This window comes from Corallococcus carmarthensis (genome assembly GCF_003611695.1).
GTDB lineage: Bacteria > Myxococcota > Myxococcia > Myxococcales > Myxococcaceae > Corallococcus > Corallococcus carmarthensis.
In genome coordinates, this window is sequence record NZ_RAWE01000059.1 from 17,970 (window position 1) to 38,267 (window position 20,298).

The window sequence follows — 20,298 nt, forward strand, 5'->3', positions numbered from 1 at the left end:
TCGTCGGCTTCTTCGTGGGATTCCAGCCTTCATCGCAGTCCTTCCTCAGGAGAACACCATGCAGGTTCGACAAGCAGTTCATGACTTCATTTCCGCGCTTGAACTCACCCCTGCCGAGAGGGAGGCGGCCAGTGACCAGCACAAATTCCTGCGAGATGGACTGGCCAGCCGACTCAAGATTGAGCCTGACCTCTACCCATTCCTTACTGGCTCCTATGCGCGGAGCACGGCCATCCGCCCGCTCAAGGACATTGACTTGTTCTGCGTGCTGCAACGCACGCCCGTGCTCACCCCGGCCAGCAGCAAGCCGATGGACGCACTGGCGACGGTGCGACGAGCGCTTGAAGACCAATACCCGGGCAAGACCGCCGACCCCCAGAATCGCTCGGTGAACATCTCATTCTCCACCACCGGGATTGCCTACGACGTCGTCCCCGCGTTCCTCGACGAGGACAACAGCGAGGTCTTCTGGATCCCTGACCTCCAGGCGAAGACGTGGATCCGTTCCAATCCACGTATCCACGAACGCTTGTCGGTGGACGCCAACAAGGCCGCAGGCCAGGAACTCAAGCCTCTCACCAAGGCGGTGAAGCACTGGAACCGGCGGCAACCGGAAGGGGAGCGGCTGAGGTCGTTCCACATCGAGGTGATGATCTGGGATGTGCTCGTCGCGAAGCCAGAGGACCGGCTGGAGGGCCTCATCGAAATCTTCGAGGGCCTGGCTTCTCGCGTGCTTCTCGACACGCGGGACCCGGCGGCGTTGGGGCCATACATCAATCAGGGCATGACCGACGCGGCGAAAACCGCCGCGAGGACACGGTTGGGACGCGCAGCCTCGACGCTGAGAGCGGCGAGGGAACTCGCGCAGGCTGGCCATACGGAGCGGGCCCATCATCTCCTGTACGGGATGTTTGGGGATCCCTACCCGGAGAAAGGAAGGCAGGAGCGCCCGGTCGTCACGGGCGTTTCGGCATCCTTGCCGTCCGCCCCGGATGGTCATGGCTCCAGGTTCGGGTAGACGCCATTGCCATTCCCTGACCGTGGCCGACGGCGGTGGTTGAAGGAATTGTATGTCCTTCGCCAACGGCACCCTCACATCTTGCGGATTGAGGAGCATCCGGTGCCCTTCGTTGAAGGCATGGTCGATACCGCGGGCGGACCTCGGCGATATCGGCTCGCATGGCCTCCGGAGTTCCCCTTGAGACCGCCTGTCACCTGGGAGTTGTCGGCCGATGGCGCGAACATCATCGATCATCGCGACCATGGGTACACGTTCCCAGATCTGAGTTTGTGCTTGTTCGCGCATGACCCTCAGCGAGGATGGCGACCCGAGTTCACCGCTGGAGAGGCGCTTGATCGGCTCGTCTCGTATCTGGAGCAGGAGGCTCGAGGCGAATTTCCTCGAATCGAGGACATCCCCCTGACGACACATGCCATCCGGGTCTCCTTGCCGCTGAGCATCTCGGAGGCCCTACGTCAGGGAGGGAGTTGGGGCATGTTGACGGCGCTTGTCCGGAAGGACGGGCGACTCCTGCGCGTGATGAGCGTGGATGGAACCTCACGCTCTCCAATCATCACCAGCCCTCTTGAGGCCGGTTTGGGGGCGTCGTGGATCGCCGCGCTGGGGTTGAACCATCCGCGGAACGGCTTGTGGTGCCGGATCAACATGAGCGTGGAGCAGGTCCCTTCGTTGCGGAGGGACCTCGATGGCTGGATTCGACAGCAGCTCCCGCACGAACCCGCACGACAGTTGTTCATGGAGCAGGGATTGATCCTGCTGGTGTTGAACGATGGGTTTCGAATCGTCATGAGGGCTAGAGCCTCTTCGGACACGCGCCCTGACGAGAGACTGCTCTATGTAAAGCCTGTCGAGGAGAACCTTGAAGAACGTATTTTCCGGCGCGTTGAGGAGCGCCTGGCTGGAGGCAGGGGACTCCGGCGAGCGCAGGTCGCGATCGTCGGGGTCGGCAGCCTCGGCGGCAGTGTCGCGGTCGCACTTGCCAAGGCCGGCGTCGGGAGGTTCGTGCTCCTCGACCCGGAACTCCTTGACCCTGAGAACGTGGCACGACACGTGGGCGGCGTAGACGCGCTCTGTTTGCCCAAGGTGGAAGTCGTGAGCAGGGCGATTCATCGCATCAACCCCGCTGCGGAAGTGGTCCCGGTACAAGCGGCGCTCTCGTTGGATCCGGTCGGCTGGGGAAGGGATACGACGCAGCACCTCATCCAGGTGACACACAATCCATTGGGCATCGTCGTCTGCGCCACCGCCACGACCGAGGCGGAGAGCGTGGTCAACCATCTGTGCGTGACCGGCGCATGCCCTGGGATCTTCGCCGCCGTACTGGGGCGTGCGGAGCATGGGCGGGTATTCAGGGTCCTGCCGCGGTTGACGCCCTGCTATCAGTGTGTGCTGAACGCTCAACACGCGGAGCCTGGTCGATTTCCGCGCTTCGACCGCGCTGACATGGGTGTTCCCGCCTATCAGCAACCAGGACTCCCCGGGCTTGGGCTGGACGTTGAGCAGGTCGCGCTGCTCACCGCGCGGATGACATTGCAGACGCTCGGGGAGCGGATCGAGGGTGGGCTCGACTACCCGAAGGCCCATGGGGATCACCTGCTCTGGTCCAATCACGGAGGGTGGGCCGTCGACGGTCCGCTCCAGGCGCGGGTGGAGCGTATTCCTCGGGACCGCGAATGCCCCGTATGTGGGGATGGAGATGAAAGCCCTCTGGCCTTGGAGGAGGAGGAAGAATTGGCTGCCCTGCAAGTGGTCTGAAAGTGAAACCTCACAGGCTTTCACCTTTCGTGCCGTTTCCCTCCGTTCCAGGTCGGCAAGTCAGCCCGCCCTGGTAGTCCTTGCCCCGCATGGCTGTGCGGAGGCTTCACGGAAGGTGAGGGGACTGTCCATGAGCGGAAGGTGGTGCGTGGCGCTGTGTCTTCTGTCATGGGCGTGGCCTGCCCGGGTGGTCGCACAGGAACAGTCGCCAGATGCGACCGCCAGCGAGCCTGCCTCCATCTTTCGTAACGCCTCTCCGCCTACGAACAGGACTCGCCACCTGCGGGCCATGGACCTGGAACCGCCCACGGCCGTGGAGGACTGGCACTTCCTGACCCGGTTCGACGTGTCGACCCTGGCCCTGCTTCCTCGCGGCGACGGTGGAGCACGCGAGGGGTTCGTCCAGGTCGCTCCCACGCTGATGCTGGATGGTGGCGCGGAATTCGGCGTCAACCTGGGTGCTCCGGTGAGGCTGCGCCTGTGGGGCGGCGGGCGGAGCGCGGGTGTCATTCGCCGGGAGGACTGGGACAGCCTGTCGGACTGGGGGCAGGTGGTTCGAGCCCTCAAACTGGGGTCGAACGAGGCGCCTCTGGCGCTATGGCTGGGAGCGCTGGAGCGCTACAGCCTGCTGTCCGGGCACTTGGTGCGGCGCTACTCCAACCGCGTCAACCCGGACTATCACCCGGCGGGAGGCTTCCTCACCGGGACGATTGGCCCCGTCTACGTGGAGGCCTTCGCCTCGGACATCCTTGGCGCGCGGCTCTTCGGCGCGGAAGCCGAGGTGGATCTGGAGTACGTCCTCTTCGGCCCGCCAGCGCAAGCCGGACGGTACTCGCTGGCCGTGTCCGCCGTGCATGAGGGGGGCAAGGGGGAGGGAACCTCGTCCGAGAGCACCCTGACCCATCTGGACGGGACCGCAGTGGTGTGGACTCGCCCGGGCTTGGAACTGCACCTGCTGGCCGGCTGGGGTGGCCGTCCCAGAACGAGTGGCGCCTGGGGCGTGGTGGCTGGGGTGGGCGCGGACGCGGAGACACCGGGGTTGAACGCTCGGCTGCGCCTGGAGGCGCGGCGGCAACACGGAGGCTTTCGCCAAGGTGCCTTCGGCCCGGACTACGAACTGGCGCGCTTTCGCGCGGTGGGCGCTTCAGGCCAGTCCCTGGCGGAGGCCTCCTTTCCGGAGGGATCTTCCCTCTACGCCGAAGTGGACGTGGGCTGGGACGCGGAGCGTTTGGTGGGAAGGGTCCAGCGGCACCTGGCCTTCTCCTGCTCGCTGGAGGTCTTCAGCTGGGGCCGCGTGGATACGGATGGACGGCTCGCCCTCCAGTTATTCGAGCGCAACCTGGAACTCGCCACGAGCGTGCTGGCAATGGGCCTGGGGCGGCCGGGGGCCCGCTACCTCGTGTCGGGGGACCTGCGCTGGCGCTTCGCGGGCAGGATGTACGCGCTGGGGCAAGGAGGGACGCTGTTGTTCCCGGAGGCGGACGGAGCGCTGCGTCCGGGCATCTATGCCTCGCTGGGCGTGGGGGTGGACAATGCGCGCTGAGGTGCTGCTGATGAGCGCGGTCCTGCTCACCACGGGGTGTGCTTCCGGGCACCTCAGCGTCCTGAAGCAAGGCTCGGGTGTCATGCCCTTGCGGCGTCACCACATCGAGCGCTCCCTGGACACGGAAGCCGCTAGGACCGTCGTGGAGGCAGATGCCTTCGAGCGCCTGCTGGTGCTCGCAGGGCTGGACCCCTGGGACGAACTGCCCCTGCGAGCATCCGCGCTGACGCCGACGCACGCCGCGCGACTGTTGTCTGCGTTGCTGAAGAAGCCTGTGACCCTGGGCAACTTCCCGCCTCGCATGGGTGCGAGCCTGCTGCTGCGCGAGGTGCTGGAGGGTGACCGCGTGTCGCGGGAAGAGCTCCTGCGGCGGATGACCCGGCTCGAACGGCTCGCGGTGTTGAGGCCTGACGGCTGTCTCGCGTGGGTCATCAACGGACGCACGCAGCAGCGCGTGGGGCCGGTGGAGTGGAAGGACGGGGCCTTCGTTGCGCTGGGCTTCGAGTTGGGGCGCTTCTACGTCGACACCGGTGGCGTGTTCCGCCCGACGGATGCGCGGCTCCAGCCCGTGTTCAATGGGTTCGTCGTGGAGGTGTACGACGACGCGGACATCTTCAGCCGGTCGCTGGACGGCGCCGCGGACGCGTTCTTCGAGCTGGCCATGTCCATCGGGAAGTTCTTCACCTCCCCAACGGATAGCCTCCTGGCACTTCAACATCTGCCAGAGGGCATCGCCGCCCTCGTCGCTTCCTCTCCCGAGTACCTGGAGCGCTTCACCTCCATGACGCGAGGCGAGCAGGTGAGGGCTGTCGCGAAGCTGTTGACGACGCTTTATGCGGGAGGCGGTGTCGCCAAGGGCTCTACTGGCGCCCTGGCCACGGCGATGGGAGGAACGGAAGCCATGCTCCCGGTGCTGTCCCTCACCCGCGAGGGCGCGCTGGTGATGGAGCGCGTCGCGGTGCCAGTGGGGCAGATGGCCACTGCGGTCGGAGCAGGCGTGGGCGGCCTCTACGTCTTGTCGGTCGCCAGCTCCGCCACGGGCGGCGGCGCTCCCGTTATCGCGTCCGGTGGAGAGGGACGTTACCGGAACGTGGAGATTGTCGATCCCCGCGGAAACCCGCTGGGAGAGTTCGATGAGATCCAACCCGGAATGTTCATCGAGGACAAGTCGGCCAGGAGCCTGGACGTCCTGCATCCCAGGACGGGGCAGCCCGTGCAGACCGCCGAGCAATGGGCCGCGAAACAGATTTACGAGAAGACGACGGTTCGGATCAGGAACCTCATGACACAGGCCAGCGCCACGCGCCCTGCCGTTGGCGGGACTCCCAAGGTACCTCCGCTCTCGGAACTGAAGAAGTATCGAAGCATCCTCTTCAGGATCGAAGAAGGGAGTCCTGCGCTAAGAGAAGTCGTGTCGAAACAGCTCGCACGCTTGGCGCAGGAAAACCCGGGCTGGTCCTTCACCGCGACGTATGGTCCGTGAGCGGGTTCGCCAAAGGAGCTGGAATGTCGATCTGCATCCTCATGAAACAGCGTCCGGAAAGCGCGACGAGCGAGGAACTGATTCCACTGGCCTCCGAGGAGGTCTTCCGCCGGTATTGGGTTCCCGGCTGTGTGGCCCTTGGGCTGCGGTGGGTGCCCCTGTTCAGGACCGGCGTGCCTCTCCAGAAGGAAGACCTCGGTCCGGTGCTCACGGAGCTGCGCGCGCTTCGTCAGTGGATGGAGGAGCAGCCAGACGAGGGCACAGTCGCCGTGAGGTCCAGGTTGGATGAGGCGCTGATGATTCTTGAGCGCGCCGCTGCCCTGCCGGAGACGGATATCTTCATCGGGTAGTGGGACGCATGTAGTACGAAGCACTCCCCCTTCACGGTGACGCTGTGCGCCTCCTCTCGCTCCAGGTCCAGGACTTCCGCAACCTTCCGACGGTGCAGCTCGCACCCAGCCCGCACGCGACCATCGCCGTGGGCCAGAACGGACAGGGGAAGACCAACCTCCTGGAGGCGCTCTACTTCCTCGCCACCCTCAAGCCCCTGCGCGCGGGCCGCCTCTCGGAGCTCGTCCGCTGGGGCTCCCAGGCCGCCCGCGTCACCGGCCGCTTCCTCCTCAAGGGCGCCGAGCGCGAAATCTCCGTGGAGGTCGGCGGCGGCACCCGCCAGGCGCTCGTGGACGGAAAGAAGGCCTCCAGCCTGGAGGACTACTTCGGCGGGGTCTCCGTCGTCGCCTTCACTCCCGACGACCTGGAGGTCATCAAGGGCGGCCCCGACGCGCGCCGCGCCTTCCTCGACCGCGCCGTGTTCAACCGCTTCCCCGCCTTCCTCAAGGAAAGCCGCGAGTACGCCCGCGCCCTCAAGAACCGCAACCGCCTGCTCCGTGATGGCGCCTCCGTCGATGCCGCGTACCTCGACGCCTACGATGAAACCCTCGCCCGCGCGGGCGCACGCCTCTACGCCCGCCGCCGCGCGCTGATGGCCGAGCTCGCGCCCCGCGCCCAGGCCACCTTCGCGTCCATTGGCCGCACCGCCGACCCCGCCCTCTACGGCTACCACCCCGCGCACCTGGGCGCCGACTTCGCCCACGCCGACGAGGCCTCGCTCGCCACCGCCCTGCGCGAAGCCCTCTCCGCGCGCCTGCGCCGTGACCTGGACCGCGGCTTCACCTCCGTGGGTCCGCACGTGGATGACGTCTCCGTGACGCTGGGCGGCCGCAGCGCGCGCGCCTATGCGAGCCAGGGGCAGCAGCGCGCCCTGGTGCTGGGCTGGAAGATCGCGGAGATTGAAAACCTGGAGGCCTGCATGGGCTTCCTCCCCCTGCTGCTGCTGGATGACGTCTCCAGCGAGCTGGACCCCGAGCGCAATGCCTATCTCATGGGCTACCTGGCCCGGAGCGGCGCGCAGGTCTTCCTCACCACCACCGACGCGGGGCTCGTGCGAGCCGCCGCCGCCAGTGACACCCTCTGGCTCACCGTCCACGGGGGACAGGTGGCCACCGAAGCCCCGTCACAACCCTAGTGCACCCGCCGCCGCTGCCAGGGCCAGTGCACCGGCCCCCTGTGCGCGCGGTGTGGCAATTCCTGCCGCGTCACGTTCCCGAAGTACTCGAAGCGGAACTCCGCCCAGAGCAGCCCGAACGCCACCGCGAACAGGAACACCGCCAGCGTCAGCCACCACACGGTGCCCGTCGCCAACGCGACGATGAACAACACCCCCAACGCCGCGGACACCCCCAGCGACACATCGCGCAGGCGCTTCGACTCGCTGAAGGCCATCCCCATCGCCAGCACGGAAATCGCCAAGAGCGGCCACGCCAGCCAGTACGCCGTGCGCGCGTACAGATTGGCAATCGATAGCAGGAACAACCCGAATCCGAATATCGCCAGTCCGCCGTCCATCGAATCCTCCTCGTGAGAATCCCCCCGGCTCCCGGCTGAACATGCGCCTTCCCCGGGCCCGGACGCATCCCGCCCCACCCAGTCCGACCGGGGACACGGCGGGAGAGCGGCCCCCGGCGCACCGCCTGGAATAGACAGCCCGCGTCCCCGGTCTCCTGCGTGTTCCCTCGAACGCATGCGTCCCTCCGCCCGGAGCCCTTTCGGGGCGCCGGGCCCTCGTCGGGCGCGCGTCCGTGAGTCGACGTTCGCTCCGACGAAGTTCTTGCGGACCCGGCGGGCGTGCACCATGACGGGCACGCCGTCCCACCGGGCCCCTCCGGGACGAACGAAATGGTGCCATGTCGCGTTTGCTGCTGACGCTCGTGCTGTCCGCCCTCCTCGCGGGGTGCCACCGCGCGACGTTCGAGGACTCGGTGCTCCAGAAGTCCGACGTGAAGTACCGCGTCGGCCCGCTGTCCAACGACGTCTGGGAGCGCCGCGGCTTCGACGACAACGACCTGGCCTTCGTGGAGCGCGGTGACACCGGCCGCGTCATCGCCACCAACTCCACCTGCAGGGACCACGACGACCCCTCCCTCCAGGTCCTCACGAAGCACCTGCTCATGGGCTTCACCGAGCGCCAGGACCTGGGCCAGCGCGGCTTCACCCTGGATGGCCGTGAGGCCCTGCGAAGCCGCTACATCGCGAAGCTCGACGGCGTGCCCATCTCGCTGGAGCTGGTGGTCCTCAAGAAGGACAACTGCGTCTTCGACTTCAGCTACGTCGCCCCCGTGGGCACCGCCGACGCGCGCATGGCGGACTTCGAAAGCCTCTTCGAAGGCTTCCGTTTGGAGCACCGCCGATGATGCCCGGAGCGCGCATCGCGGGGCACGGCCCCAGCCTCAAGGAGCGCCTCCGCGAGCGCATGGAGTCCCTGGGCGCCCTGTCCGTGATGACGGGCCAGGTGTTCAGCCGCGCCGTGCGCCCGCCCTATGACTGGGCCGGCCTCATCTTCCACACCGAGTCCCTGGGCGTGCGCTCGCTGCCCATCGCGCTGCTCACCGCGACGTTCGCGGGGCTCGTCATCTCGCTCCAGTTCGGCTACTTCCTGGCCCGCTTCGGCGTGCAGTACACCGTGGGCCGCGTCGTCATCCTCACGCTGTTCCGCGAGCTGGCCCCCGTGCTCACCGCCCTCACCGTGGGCGCGCGCATCGGATCCGGCATCGCCGCGGAGCTGGGCTCCATGACCGTGACGGAGCAGGTGGACGCCATCCGCGCGCTGGGCGCGGATCCGTTGCGCAAGCTGGTGGTGCCGCGCGTGTTCGCGTGCCTCATCGTGATGCCGGTGCTCACCGTGTTCTCGGACGTGGTGGGCCTGGTGGGCGGCGCGCTGGTGGTGAAGTCCCAGTACGGCATCTCCCTGGATCAGTTCTTCCAGGGCGCGCTGGACGCGGTGCTGATGGGCGACTTCGTCTCCGGCGTCATCAAGGGCGCCGTGTTCGGGCTCATCATCGGCCTGGTGGGTTGCTTCAAGGGGCTGGCGGTGGAGGGCGGCACGGAAGGCGTGGGCCGCGCCACCACGCAGACGGTGGCCATCACCTCCGTCACCGTGTGTCTCGCGGACTTCTTCATCACGAAAATCACGCTCTACTTCTGAAGCCGCCCGCACCCATGCGCAAGGCCCGCTCCGCTCACCGAGACCCCGCAGTCCCATTCGCGTTCCGCAAGCCCACGCCGGGCGAGGAGCTCATCCGCTTCGACGGCCTCATGAAGCAGTTCGGCGCCAAGCGCATCTACGACGGCGTGGACCTGGACGTGCGCGCTGGCGAGACGCTGGTGGTGCTGGGCGGCTCCGGCGTGGGCAAGAGCGTGCTGCTCAAGTGTCTCATCGGCCTGCTGCACCCGGACGGCGGCAGCATCCTGTTCGAAGGCTACGACCTCGCGAAGTTCTCCGAGGAGCAGTTCCTGGAGGTCCGCAAGCACGTGGCCATGGTGTTCCAGGGCGCGGCGCTGTTCGACTCGCTCAGCGTGGCGGAGAACGTGGCGTATCCGCTGCGGGAGCACTTCAAGAAGATGACGCGCGCTGAAATCAACAAGCGCGTGGCGGAGAAGCTGGAGCTGGTGGACCTGCCCAACACGGAGAAGCTGATGCCGTCGGACCTGTCCGGCGGCATGCGCAAGCGCGTGGGCCTGGCGCGCGCCATCGCCACGGACCCGGAGGTCATCCTCTGGGACGAGCCCACGACGGGCCTGGACCCCGTCACCACGCAGACCATCAACGAGCTGATTGATTCGATGAAGCAGCGCCTGGGCGCGACTTCCATTGTCGTCACGCACGACATGGTGAGCGCCTTCGTGCTGGCGGACCGGATGGCCATGCTGGCCAACCGGAAGATCGTCCAGGTGGGCACCCCGGAGGAGATGCGACGCTCCCAGGTGCCGGAGGTGCGCGCCTTCATCGACGCGCGCCGCCTGGAGCTGAACCCCCGGGGAACACCATGAGTCTCTTCACCTCGACCTCGAAGGAAAAGCGCCTGGCCGTGAGGGCGGGCCTCTTCGTCGCCGTGGGCCTCGCCGTGGCTGGCGTCGTCGTCTTCTTCATCGGCCGTGAGTCCAACCTCTTCCAACGCCAGGTCATCTTCCACGCCTACTTCCAGAGCGTGGACGGCCTGAGCGACCAGTCCCCCGTGTGGATTGGCGGCCTGAAGGTGGGCCGCGTGAACGGCGTGTCTTTCTCCCCGGACCTGAAGGACAGCCGCCTGCAGGTGGAGTTCCAGGTGGCCAGCGCCTACGCGAACCGCATCCGCGCGGACTCCGTGGCCCGGCTCACCAGCATGGGCGTGCTGGGCGACAAGGCGGTGGACATCTCCCTGGGCAGCGCGGACCAGCCCGCCGTGGAGCCCGGCGGCGTCATCAAGTCCAGCAGCGGCGGGGACCTGTCCACGCTCATGAGCAGCGCCAGCCGGGTGATGGAGAACTCGGTCGAAATCAGCGAGTCCCTCAAGGACGCCGTGAAGGTCTACACGAACCCGCAGCTGTCGCGGGACCTGGCCAAGAGCGTCGCCTCGCTGCGCTCCATCATGGAAGAGGTGGAGAAGGGCAACGGCGCCCTGCACGCCCTCATCTACGACCCGCGCACCGGCCAGGAGGTGAACACGCTGCTGGCCAACGCGTCCGGCGCCGCCAGGCGCATGGACGGAGCCCTGGGTCACGTGGAGGCCATCCTGGGCGAGGTGCGCCGGGGGGACGGCACCGCGCACGCGCTCATCTACGGCCAGGACGGCGCGGTGGCCATGCGGGAGCTGGGCGAGGCCGCCGGCCAGCTGGCGGGCCTGCTGGAGGACGCGAAGAAGAGCCCCAACGGCGCCGTGCACCAGCTCATCTACGGCGACGCGAAGGGCATGTTCGCGGACCTGGGCAGCGCCGCCGCGGACATCAAGACCATCACCGCCACCGTGGCCAAGGGCGACGGCACCCTGGGCGCGCTCGTCAACGACCCCACCGTCTATGACGACCTGCGCGAGGTGCTGGGCAACGTGAAGCGCAACCGCATCCTCCGCGCGCTGGTGCGCTTCTCCGTGAGCAACCACGAGTCCCTGGACCAGGTGGGCGCCCCGCAGACGGCGCCCACCCCGCTCACGCCCGCCGCGGACGCGGGCGCCGCCGCCGCCCCGGCCCCCGCGCCCGCGTCGACGCCCTGAGTCAGCCGGCCGCGTCAGGAACTCCGGGGGGCGAAACGCCTTCCCAGTGAAACGCGGCCCGGAGTCTTTCACGCGGTGGGACACCGTGTGAGCACATACGGTTTTGCTTTGTTTCCAGGACTGTCTGTGTATTGACTCGGAAGTCACGAAGGTCGTATTCCGGCTCCCCCCTACTTTTCGAGGAGTTGGGAACAATGCTTCGTCACGTCGCGCAGCGCAGTGGCCGTGTCGCGGTGGTCCTTGGCACCCTGATGTCCCTGGCGGGCTGTAACAGCAACGCCCCGGCGCCGGAGGAGCAGGCCCCGGCGGAGGAGACCACCACCCAGCAGGCGATTCCGCACCGTGGCTGCTCGACCATCGAGCCGTCCGCCGACGAGAAGCTGGAGATTGAAGCGGCGATCGCGGGCCGCGTGCAGGCCAAGCGCGCCGTGGGCTCCGTGAACGTGCCCGTGTACTTCCACGTCATCAACAAGGGCACGGGCATCGCGAACGGCGACGTTCCGGACTCGCAGATCACCTCGCAGATGAACGTGCTGAACGCGGCGTACGCCAACACCCCGTTCAAGTTCACCCTGGCCGGCACGGACCGCACGACCAACTCGTCCTGGTTCGCCCTGTCGCAGGGCAGCACCAACGAGAAGAACATGAAGAACGCCCTGCGCAAGGGCGGCAAGGAGTCGCTGAACATCTACACCGCGAACCTCAGCGGTGGCCTGCTGGGCTGGGCGACCTTCCCCTCCAGCTACACCAGCCAGCCGAAGATGGACGGCGTGGTCATGCTGTACAGCAGCGTCCCCGGCGGCACGGCGTCCCCCTACAACCTGGGCGACACGGCCACGCACGAGGTCGGTCACTGGGTGGGCCTGTACCACACGTTCCAGGGCGGCTGCGCCAGCCCGGGTGACTCCGTCAGCGACACGCCCCCCGAGGCCTCGCCCGCGTACGGCTGCCCCGCGGGCCGCGACACCTGCTCCGGTGGCGGCGCGGACCCCATCTACAACTTCATGGACTACTCCGACGACAGCTGCATGAACACCTTCACCGCCGGCCAGAGCACGCGCGCGGACAGCCTGACCGCGACGTACCGCTAGAAAAATCACGCGGTACTGTGGCCGATGTGCCGACGCCGGGGTCCCCGTTCAGGGGGCTCCGGCGTTTTCCATTTTCTGGGATGAAACACAGACAGGCCGTCTCCCGGCCCTGTGACGCTTGGTCTGTCTCGGGTGTTTTGCCGAGAGTGCAATTTTCTCGCGTCTGTTGACTTGGGCTGTTTCATCCCTGTATCAATATTTCACCCCTTTCTTGAGGAGTTGGGAAACGATGCTTCGTCACGTCGCGCAGCGCAGTGGCCGTGTCGCGGTGGTCCTTGGCACCCTGATGTCCCTGGCGGGCTGCAGCAGCAGCGCCCCGGCTCCCGAGGAGCAGGCCCCGGCGGAGGAGACCGCCACCCAGCAGGCCACGCCGCACCGCGGCTGTGCGACCATCGAGCCGTCCGCCGATGAGAAGCTGGAGATTGAAGCGGCGCTGGCGGCCCGTGGCGTGAGCGCCAAGCGCGCGGTGGGCTCGGTGAACGTGCCCGTGTACTTCCACGTCATCAACCAGGGCGCGGGCATCGCCAACGGCGACATCCCGGACTCGCAGATCACCGCGCAGATGAACGTGCTGAACGCGGCGTACTCCAACACCCCGTTCAAGTTCACGCTGGCGGGCACGGACCGCACGACGAACAGCACCTGGTACAACCTGCGCAGCGGCTCCGCGGCGGAGAAGAAGATGAAGGCCGCGCTGCGCAAGGGCACCGCCGCCGCGCTGAACCTCTACACGGCGAACCTCAGCGGCGGCCTGCTGGGCTGGGCGACGTTCCCCTCCAGCTACTCCAGCCAGCCCTCCATGGACGGCGTGGTCATCCTCTACAGCAGCGTCCCCGGCGGCACGGCCGTCCCCTACAACGAGGGTGACACGGCCACGCACGAAGTCGGCCACTGGGTGGGCCTGTACCACACGTTCCAGGGCGGCTGCACCGCCACGGGCGACTCCGTCAGCGACACGCCTCCGGAGGCTTCCGCCGCGTTTGGCTGCCCCACCGGCCGTGACACCTGCTCCGGCGGCGGCGTGGACCCCATCCTGAACTTCATGGACTACACGGACGACAACTGCATGAACCAGTTCTCCGCTGGCCAGGTGGCCCGCGCGGACAGCCTGACCGCGACGTACCGCTAGTCAGCGCTCCCATTTCCCGCAGTCCCTGACGCCGGAGTCCCCAATGTACGGGGGCTGCGGCGTCTTCCTTTTCCAGCGTGGACAAGCCGGGCCCGCGCTGGCCACAGTGGGGGACCGCCCTCCGGTGCCCGGAAGGCGTGCTCCAGGAGGGTGTGGCGCCGTGAGAGACCTGTTGATGATTCCCGGGCCGGTGGACGTGGACGCGGACGTGTTGCAGGCGCTGTCGGCGCCGGTGCCCGGGCACCTGGACGCGGCCTTCATCGCCACCTTCGGCCGGGCCCTGAAGCGCCTGCGCGAGGTGTCGCTCGCCCCCGGCGCGCAGCCCTTCGTCGTCTCCGGCAGCGGCACGCTGGCCATGGAACTCGCCGTGGCCAACCTCGTCGAGCCCGGCGACCGCGCGCTGGTGGTGAACACCGGCTACTTCAGCGACCGCATGGCCCACATCCTGGAGCGCCACGGCGCCAAGGTGACGCACGTGCGCGCCCCCACGGGCGGCGCCCCGGAGGTGGCCCAGGTGGAGGCGGAGCTGCGCGGCGGCGGCTTCAAGCTGATGACCGTCACCCACGTGGACACCTCCACCGCGGTGCTCGCGCCCGTGGAGCCGCTGGTGAAGGCCGCGCGCCAGTACGGCGTCCTGGCCGTGGTGGACGGCGTGTGCGCCACCGCCGGTGAGGCCTTCCACCAGGACGCGTGGGGCGCGGACGTGTACCTCACCGCCAGCCAGAAGGCGGTGGGCGTGCCGCCGGGCCTGGCGCTCCTCACGGTGAGCCCCCGCGCGCTGGCCGCGTGGAAGCAGCGCAAGACCCCCGTGGCCAGCGTGTACGCGGACTGGGCGGAGTGGCTGCCGGTGATGGAGGCCTACGAAGCCGGCAAGCCCTCCTACTTCGCCACCCCGCCCACCTCCCTGGTGTGCGCGCTGGACGTGAGCCTGGGACAGATTCTGGCGGAGGGCATGGAGGCCCGCTTCGAGCGCCACCGCCGCATGGCCCGCGCCTTCCGCGCCGCCTGGAGCGCGCTGGGGCTGCGGCTCGTCCCCACCTCCGAAGCCCTGGCCGCCAATACCCTGAGCGCCGTGTACTACCCGGACGGCGTGGACGCGTCGCTCGTGGGCCGCGTGAAGGCGCAGGGGGTGGCCATCGCCGGGGGCCTCCACCCGGAAATCAAGACGCGCTACTTCCGCGTGGGCCACATGAACCGCGTCAGCGCCGGGGACGTGCTCGTCACCGTGGGGGCCATCGAACGGGCCCTCCGCGCCGCCGGCCACCGCGCCGCCGCCTCGGGAACGGCCGTCGCCGCCGCCCAGGCCGCCCTCTCTGAGTGAGACTCGGAGTGTGGGCCCCGGCCCTCACTGTTTTCTCAGGGTCCAAGAAACCCGTCTGTACGCCCATTAGATTTGTGTAAGCTCCCAGAAATCACAGATACTTCAGGTCTTACCGGGATTTCTTGTCGTTCCGGTGGAAATATGTGATTGGGCTGCACGGTGTGAGCGGGGCGTGGGCCCCGGCACCTGTGAGGGGGAAGGGCTGCGCTGGCGGAAGGGACCCAAACAACGGGGGGGCCGATTCCAGCGCCTGAGAAGTGGAGGTCGGTATGGATCGCGGACCGGTGGAAGGTTCGTCGAGGGCGGTGGGCAGGGCGGATGAGAGCGCGGCGTGGCACCTGACGGAACGGTGCCTGGCCGCGACCCCGGAAGACGGGGCGCGCGGGATGTTCTTCCAGGGAGTGGTGGGCGTGGTGGGCTTCCTCCAGGGTGAGGAGGCCCAGGCGAAGTGCCTGGCGGCGTCCGGGCTGAAGGAGCTGAACGCCGCGGAGCTGTACCCGGTGACGCGCTTCCTGGCGATGGCCGCCGAGGCGACGCGGCTGCTGGGCCCCCAGCTGGGGGATTGGGAGCAGTCGCTGCGGCACATCGGGACGCAGGCCACGGTGGACTTCCTGGCCTCCATGTTCGGCCGGGAGCTGATGCAGGCGGCCGCCCGCAATCCCCGGCGGATGCTCCAGCACATGATCGAGAACTACCGCGTCGCGGTGAGCTACGGCGATCGCAGCGTGCTCTGGACCGGAGACAACAGCGCCCGCTTCGTGATGCGCCGGGACTTCATGCCCGCGCCGTACCACGAGGGTGTGCTCCAGGCCGCCCTGGAGGCCGTGGGGGCCCAGGATGTCCAGGTTCACGGGCGGCAGTTGTCCCTGCTGGACACCGAATACGACGTTTCCTGGTAGTTCCGAGCTCTGGAGCCAACCCCACCCGCCGCGTGGGGCCTTTTCGCGGGACGTTCACCAGCCAGCGCTCGCTGGTGAACGTCCGCCATTTCTCCCGCTGGCGTGACAGGGAGGGCCACTAGCATGGGGTGAAAGAGGCCCACACCCCATGGGAGGCGTCACGCGAATGGAGACAGGCGGGGCCCGGGCATGACGCCCTTCCGGGTGTTGCTGGTGGAGGACAGCGTCAACGACGCGGCGCTGGTGACGGCGGAGCTGGAGCAGGCGGGCTATCTGCCCACGGCGCGGCGCGTGGACACGCTCGAAGCGCTGCGGGACGCGCTGGCCACCGACGCCTGGGACCTGGTGCTGTGCGACTACCGGCTGCCGCGCTTCACCGCGCTGGACGTGCTGGCGCTGCTGCACGCGCAGGGGCGGGACGTGCCGCTCATCGTCCTGTCCAGCCAGCTGAGCGAGGAGCAGGCCGTCACGCTGATGAAGGCGGGCGCGCGCGACTGCTTCTCCAAGGACCGGATGGCCCGGCTGGGCCCGGCGGTGGCGCGCGAGCTGGAGGAGACGCGCGTGCGGCACGAGCGCGCGCGGGCGGAGGTGGACCGCGACATCCTGGCCAAGGCCAGCGAGCTGCTCACCGCGTCCCTGGAGCAGGCGGCGCGGTTGGATCAGCTGGTGCAGCTGATGGTGCCCCGGGTGGCGGACTGGTGCGCCTTCTTCCTCCTGGACCCGGACCAGGGCGGCCTGCGGCTGGTGGCGCTGGCGCATCCGGACGCCGCCCGGCGCGCCCATGCCTGGAAGCTGGACCAGCGCTTTCCCCTGGACCCGCAGGCCCCCGCGGGCCCCTCGCACGTGCTGCGCACCGGCCAGCCGGAGTTCATGCCGGACGTGCGCAAGCGCCCGGAGCCCATCACCCGGGACGTGGCGCACCAGCGCGCCATCGAAGGACTGGGGCTGCGCTCCGTGGTGAACGTGCCCCTGCCCGGCAACGAGGGCCGGCTGGGCGTGCTGTCCATGGGCACGCTGGGCGAGCGCACGCTGTCGCCGGTGGACCTGGCGCTGGTGCAGGAGCTGGCGCGCCGCACGGGGCTGGTGCTGGAGAACGCCCGCCTCTTCCAGGAGGCGCGTGAAGCCGTGCGCCTGCGCGATGAGTTCCTCACGGTGGCCGCGCACGAGCTGCGCACGCCGCTCACCACGCTGCGGTTGCAGCTGGGCACGCTGCTGCAGCGCTCGGAGGTGCACCACCTGGAGCCGGACGTGGTGACGCGCCTGGAGCGCAGCGTGCGCCAGGTGCGCCGGCTGGGCACGCTGGTGGAGGGGCTGCTGGACGTGTCGCAGCTGTCGAGCGGCGAGCTGTCGCTGATGCCCGAGCGCTTCGACTTGGAAGAGCTGGTCGCGGAGGTGCTGGAGCGCTACCAGGCGGAAGCCCGCGCGGCCGGATGTGAATTGCGCCAGTCTCCCCGCCGGGGTCTCTGGGGAATCTGGGACCGGCTCCGGGTGGACCAGGCAGTGGCGGCGTTGATATCCAACGCGCTCAAGTTCGGTCCGGGACGGCCGGTGGAGGTGGACGTGGGGCGGGAAGGCGGCTTCGCGCGCATCCAGGTGCGCGACCGGGGCATCGGTGTACCCGTGGATCAGGTGGAGCGCATCTTCGAGCGCTTCGGCCGCGCGGTCAGTTCGCATTCGTATGGAGGCCTGGGCCTGGGGCTGTACCTGGCCCGCCGCGCGGCGGAAGCGCACGGCGGACGGGCCTGGGCGGAGCCTGCCGCCGGAGAGGGTGCGCGCTTCACGCTGGAACTGCCGCTGGAGAAGGAGACGCGCGAGTGAGCCGGCCGCTGTTGGTGGTGGACGACGACACGGACCTGCGGGAGGCGCTGGAGGAGGTCCTGCGCGACGCGGGCTACACCGTGCTGGGGGCGGGCAACGGTCTGCAGGCGCTGGAGGTGCTCCGCAAGGAGCCGGTGCCGCCGGCCCTGGTGCTGCTGGACATGATGATGCCGGTGATGGACGGCGCGACGTTCGGCCGCCAGATGCGCCAGGTGGACGCGTGGCGCGACATCCCCGTGCTCGTCTTCTCCGCCTCCGCCAACGCCCGCCAGGTCGCGGAGGAGATGGGCGCCTGCAGCTACCTGCGCAAGCCGGTGGACGTGGACACGCTGCTCAAGGCCGTGGCGGCCCACAAGGCGCCAGAAGCCACCTGATCCTTCGAGGTGTCCGTCCACGGTGGGCTGCCTGCCCACGCGAGCGTTGACGCTGCGCGAGAGGCCCTGGTAAGTGCTTCCTTAACACTCTCCCAGCGAGGCCTGTCAGATGAACCCCCACATGCTCGCCCAGCTCCTGGTCCAACTCATCGTCATCATCGGGGTGTCGCGGCTGATTGGCCGTGGCGCACGCTGGCTGGGGCAACCCCTGGTCATCGCGGAGGTGGTGGCGGGCATCGCGCTGGGCCCGTCGTTGCTGGGCTGGTTGGCGCCGGACGCCATGCGCTGGCTGTTCCCGCCGGAGTCCATGCCGTTCCTGAAGATGCTGGCCGAGGTCGGCCTGGTGCTCTTCATGTTCCTGATTGGCCTGGAGCTGGACCCGAAGCTGTTGAAGGGGCGGGGTCACGCGTCGGTGGCCATCAGCCACTCCAGCATCATCGTCCCGTTCGGCCTGGGCGCGGCGGCCGGCGCGCTGTGGCTGTACCGGACGCTGTCCAGCCCGGACGTGCCGTTCTCGTCGTTCGTGCTGTTCATGGGCGTGTCCATGAGCATCACGGCCTTCCCGGTGCTGGCGCGCATCCTCACCGAGCGCGGGCTGATGCAGTCGAAGCTGGGCGCCATCGCCATCGCGTGCGCGGCGGTGGACGACGTGACGGCGTGGTGCATCCTGGCGTTCGTGGTGTCGCTGGTGCGCGCGTCGGACCTGGCGCACGCGGGGCTCACCACGGTGTTCGCGCTGCTCTACATCGGCTTCATGCTGATGCTGGTGAGGCCGTTCCTCGCCCGGCTGGGCGCGCGCGTGGCCAACCGCGAGGGCCTCACCCAGAACGTGGTGGCCATCACGCTGGTCCTCCTGCTCGCGTCCGCGTGGACCACCGAATACATCGGCATCCACTCGCTGTTCGGCGCCTTCATGTTCGGCGCGGTGATTCCCAAGGAGGGCGGGCTGGCGGCGGCGCTGGCGGAGAAGCTGGAGGACGTGGCCGTCGTGCTGCTCCTGCCCGTGTTCTTCGCCTTCAGCGGCCTGCGCACGCAGCTGGGCCTGCTGGCCACTCCGGAGGCGTGGCTCACGTGCGGCGCCATCATCCTCCTGGCGTGCCTGGGCAAGTTCGGCGGCAGCGCGGTGGCCGCGCGCCTCACGGGCCTGCGGTGGCGGGAGGCGGGGGCCATTGGCATCCTGATGAACACGCGCGGCCTGATGGAGCTCATCGTGCTCAACCTGGGCCTGGACCTGGGCGTCATCTCGCCCACGCTCTTCACGATGATGGTCATCATGGCGCTGGTCACGACCTTCATGACCACGCCGTTCCTGCGCTTGATGTATTCGCCGGAGGAGCAGGCGCGCGAACAGATGGTGCAGACGCCGGAAGGGCCGCTGCCCCCGTCCGCGTACACGGTGCTGCTGTGCGTGTCGCACGGGCAGGCCGGCCCGGGCATGGCGGTGCTGTCGCGCGCGCTGGCGGGCGAGCGCAACGAGGCGAACCTCTACGCGCTGCACCTCCTGTCGCCGGACCGCGCCCTCAAGGCCCGCGCGGACGGGGCGCTGGACCCGTCCGCCGCGTCCGGTGGCGCGCTGGCGCCCCTGCTGGGGCGGGCGGAGAAGCTGGGGCTGCCGGTGCGCACGCTGTCGTTCGTGTCGTCGGAGCCCGCGCGGGACATCTGCCGCACGGCGCAGGCGAAGCGCGCGGACCTGGTGATGCTGGGCTGGCACAAGCCGCTGTTCAGCCAGACGGTGCTGGGCGGCACGGTGCACGAGGTGATGCAGGAGGCGGGCGGCACGGTGGCGGTGCTGGTGGACCGCGGCCTGTCGCAGGTGCGCCGGGTGCTGGTGCCCTTCGTGGGCAGCCGGCATGACCGGGCGGCGCTGGGGCTGGCGCGGCGGCTGGTGAAGCAGGCCGGCGCGGAGGTGACGGTGCTGCACGTGACCTCTCCCGAAGGCGCGGGCACGGGCCGGGCGCAGGTGGAGGAGCTGTTCCCCGCGGACGAGGGCGCCGCCGTGAAGCTCAAGGTGGTGAGCCACGCGTCGCCGGAAGAGGCGGCGCTGGAAGAAGCGAAGGCGGGTTACGACCTCGTGGTGGTGGGCCTGGGGGCTGAATGGGGCCTGGAAGACCGGTTGTTCGGCGTGCAGCGCGAGCGAATCGTTCGCGACGCGCCCGCCTCGCTGCTGCTCGTGCGTCACCCGGAGGGGGCGACGGTGCTGGCCCAGACCCCGGAGCAGGCCCGGGCTCAGGGGACGCCCCAGGATGCGACGCAGCCGCTCGGCGCGCGGAGCTGAGCGC

18 protein-coding genes are annotated in these 20,298 nt (G+C 68.7%); 17 read left to right on the forward strand and 1 reads right to left on the reverse strand.

The features are described 5' to 3' along the window. Positions 1–58 precede the first annotated feature (58 nt). The 6 genes from D7X32_RS17960 to recF all read left to right on the forward strand — a co-directional run bounded on the left by D7X32_RS17960 (position 59) and on the right by recF (position 7,327). The gene (locus D7X32_RS17960) at positions 59–1,018 is read left to right on the forward strand and encodes a nucleotidyltransferase domain-containing protein (RefSeq protein ID WP_120603778.1); all 960 of its coding nucleotides are present in this window, start codon (positions 59–61) and stop codon (positions 1,016–1,018) included. A gap of 102 nt (positions 1,019–1,120) precedes the next feature. Further along, positions 1,121–2,776 (forward strand): HesA/MoeB/ThiF family protein, encoded by a 1,656-nt coding sequence (locus D7X32_RS17965; protein ID WP_147450184.1) that lies wholly within the window; start codon positions 1,121–1,123, stop codon positions 2,774–2,776. Between the two features lie 289 nt (positions 2,777–3,065). Continuing rightward, positions 3,066–4,319, forward strand: coding sequence for a hypothetical protein (locus D7X32_RS17970; RefSeq protein WP_120603780.1), 1,254 nt, complete (start codon positions 3,066–3,068; stop codon positions 4,317–4,319). After that, the gene (locus D7X32_RS47545; protein WP_120603781.1) at positions 4,309–5,802 is read left to right on the forward strand and encodes a hypothetical protein; all 1,494 of its coding nucleotides are present in this window, start codon (positions 4,309–4,311) and stop codon (positions 5,800–5,802) included. The genes D7X32_RS17970 and D7X32_RS47545 overlap by 11 nt, the downstream gene beginning before the upstream one ends. A 23-nt stretch (positions 5,803–5,825) precedes the next feature. Continuing rightward, positions 5,826–6,152: a hypothetical protein gene (locus D7X32_RS17980; RefSeq protein WP_120603782.1), complete on the forward strand. Its 327-nt coding sequence runs from the start codon at positions 5,826–5,828 to the stop codon at positions 6,150–6,152. 44 nt (positions 6,153–6,196) lie between these two features. After that, the gene (recF, locus tag D7X32_RS17985) at positions 6,197–7,327 is read left to right on the forward strand and encodes a DNA replication/repair protein RecF (RefSeq protein ID WP_120603783.1); all 1,131 of its coding nucleotides are present in this window, start codon (positions 6,197–6,199) and stop codon (positions 7,325–7,327) included. Here recF and D7X32_RS17990 read toward each other — a convergent pair. After that, positions 7,324–7,707 carry a hypothetical protein gene (locus D7X32_RS17990; RefSeq protein WP_120603784.1) on the reverse strand — a complete coding sequence of 128 codons (384 nt, stop codon included), beginning with the start codon at positions 7,705–7,707 and terminating at the stop codon, positions 7,324–7,326. The genes recF and D7X32_RS17990 overlap by 4 nt on opposite strands. 338 nt (positions 7,708–8,045) lie before the next feature. On the opposite strand from D7X32_RS17990, the gene D7X32_RS17995 reads away from it, so the two are divergent. From D7X32_RS17995 to D7X32_RS18045, 11 genes are all read left to right on the forward strand, one after another. After that, on the forward strand, positions 8,046–8,552 hold the full coding sequence (locus tag D7X32_RS17995) for a hypothetical protein (RefSeq protein WP_120603785.1): 507 nt from the start codon (positions 8,046–8,048) through the stop codon (positions 8,550–8,552). Then, a complete protein-coding gene (locus D7X32_RS18000) occupies positions 8,549–9,343 on the forward strand; it encodes an MlaE family ABC transporter permease (protein ID WP_120603786.1) in 795 nt (264 codons plus the stop codon). Before D7X32_RS17995 ends, D7X32_RS18000 begins: the two co-directional genes overlap by 4 nt. 14 nt (positions 9,344–9,357) lie before the next feature. After that, entirely contained in the window at positions 9,358–10,188 is an 831-nt protein-coding gene (locus D7X32_RS18005) for an ABC transporter ATP-binding protein (RefSeq protein ID WP_120603787.1), read from the forward strand. Then, positions 10,185–11,387: an MlaD family protein gene (locus tag D7X32_RS18010; RefSeq protein ID WP_120603788.1), complete on the forward strand. Its 1,203-nt coding sequence runs from the start codon at positions 10,185–10,187 to the stop codon at positions 11,385–11,387. The genes D7X32_RS18005 and D7X32_RS18010 overlap by 4 nt, the downstream gene beginning before the upstream one ends. Before the next feature lie 194 nt (positions 11,388–11,581). After that, complete coding sequence (locus D7X32_RS18015; RefSeq protein ID WP_120603789.1) at positions 11,582–12,478, forward strand: zinc metalloprotease; 897 nt, start codon at positions 11,582–11,584, stop codon at positions 12,476–12,478. A gap of 229 nt (positions 12,479–12,707) precedes the next feature. Then, a complete protein-coding gene (locus D7X32_RS18020) occupies positions 12,708–13,607 on the forward strand; it encodes a zinc metalloprotease (protein WP_120603790.1) in 900 nt (299 codons plus the stop codon). A gap of 160 nt (positions 13,608–13,767) precedes the next feature. Then, positions 13,768–14,928, forward strand: coding sequence for a pyridoxal-phosphate-dependent aminotransferase family protein (locus tag D7X32_RS18025; RefSeq protein WP_120603791.1), 1,161 nt, complete (start codon positions 13,768–13,770; stop codon positions 14,926–14,928). Between the two features lie 269 nt (positions 14,929–15,197). Further along, positions 15,198–15,827 (forward strand): TIGR02265 family protein, encoded by a 630-nt coding sequence (locus tag D7X32_RS18030; RefSeq protein WP_120603792.1) that lies wholly within the window; start codon positions 15,198–15,200, stop codon positions 15,825–15,827. 189 nt (positions 15,828–16,016) lie between these two features. Then, positions 16,017–17,645 carry a hybrid sensor histidine kinase/response regulator gene (locus tag D7X32_RS18035; protein WP_120603793.1) on the forward strand — a complete coding sequence of 543 codons (1,629 nt, stop codon included), beginning with the start codon at positions 16,017–16,019 and terminating at the stop codon, positions 17,643–17,645. Beyond that, on the forward strand, positions 17,642–18,019 hold the full coding sequence (locus D7X32_RS18040) for a response regulator (protein WP_120603794.1): 378 nt from the start codon (positions 17,642–17,644) through the stop codon (positions 18,017–18,019). Before D7X32_RS18035 ends, D7X32_RS18040 begins: the two co-directional genes overlap by 4 nt. A 109-nt stretch (positions 18,020–18,128) precedes the next feature. Further along, positions 18,129–20,294, forward strand: a complete 2,166-nt coding sequence (locus D7X32_RS18045) for a cation:proton antiporter domain-containing protein (protein ID WP_120603795.1) — start codon at positions 18,129–18,131, stop codon at positions 20,292–20,294. The last annotated feature ends 4 nt before the right edge of the window (positions 20,295–20,298 follow it).

Coding starts and splice junctions, on each gene's coding strand:
- D7X32_RS17960 (WP_120603778.1), top strand. CDS start 59: ATGCAGGTTCGACAAGCAGTTCATGACTTCATTTCCGCGCTTGAACTC.
- D7X32_RS17970 (WP_120603780.1), top strand. CDS start 3,066: ATGGACCTGGAACCGCCCACGGCCGTGGAGGACTGGCACTTCCTGACC.
- D7X32_RS47545 (WP_120603781.1), top strand. CDS start 4,309: ATGCGCGCTGAGGTGCTGCTGATGAGCGCGGTCCTGCTCACCACGGGG.
- D7X32_RS17980 (WP_120603782.1), top strand. CDS start 5,826: ATGTCGATCTGCATCCTCATGAAACAGCGTCCGGAAAGCGCGACGAGC.
- D7X32_RS17990 (WP_120603784.1), bottom strand. CDS start 7,707: ATGGACGGCGGACTGGCGATATTCGGATTCGGGTTGTTCCTGCTATCG.
- D7X32_RS17995 (WP_120603785.1), top strand. CDS start 8,046: ATGTCGCGTTTGCTGCTGACGCTCGTGCTGTCCGCCCTCCTCGCGGGG.
- D7X32_RS18000 (WP_120603786.1), top strand. CDS start 8,549: ATGATGCCCGGAGCGCGCATCGCGGGGCACGGCCCCAGCCTCAAGGAG.
- D7X32_RS18005 (WP_120603787.1), top strand. CDS start 9,358: ATGCGCAAGGCCCGCTCCGCTCACCGAGACCCCGCAGTCCCATTCGCG.
- D7X32_RS18010 (WP_120603788.1), top strand. CDS start 10,185: ATGAGTCTCTTCACCTCGACCTCGAAGGAAAAGCGCCTGGCCGTGAGG.
- D7X32_RS18015 (WP_120603789.1), top strand. CDS start 11,582: ATGCTTCGTCACGTCGCGCAGCGCAGTGGCCGTGTCGCGGTGGTCCTT.
- D7X32_RS18020 (WP_120603790.1), top strand. CDS start 12,708: ATGCTTCGTCACGTCGCGCAGCGCAGTGGCCGTGTCGCGGTGGTCCTT.
- D7X32_RS18030 (WP_120603792.1), top strand. CDS start 15,198: ATGGATCGCGGACCGGTGGAAGGTTCGTCGAGGGCGGTGGGCAGGGCG.
- D7X32_RS18035 (WP_120603793.1), top strand. CDS start 16,017: ATGACGCCCTTCCGGGTGTTGCTGGTGGAGGACAGCGTCAACGACGCG.
- D7X32_RS18045 (WP_120603795.1), top strand. CDS start 18,129: ATGAACCCCCACATGCTCGCCCAGCTCCTGGTCCAACTCATCGTCATC.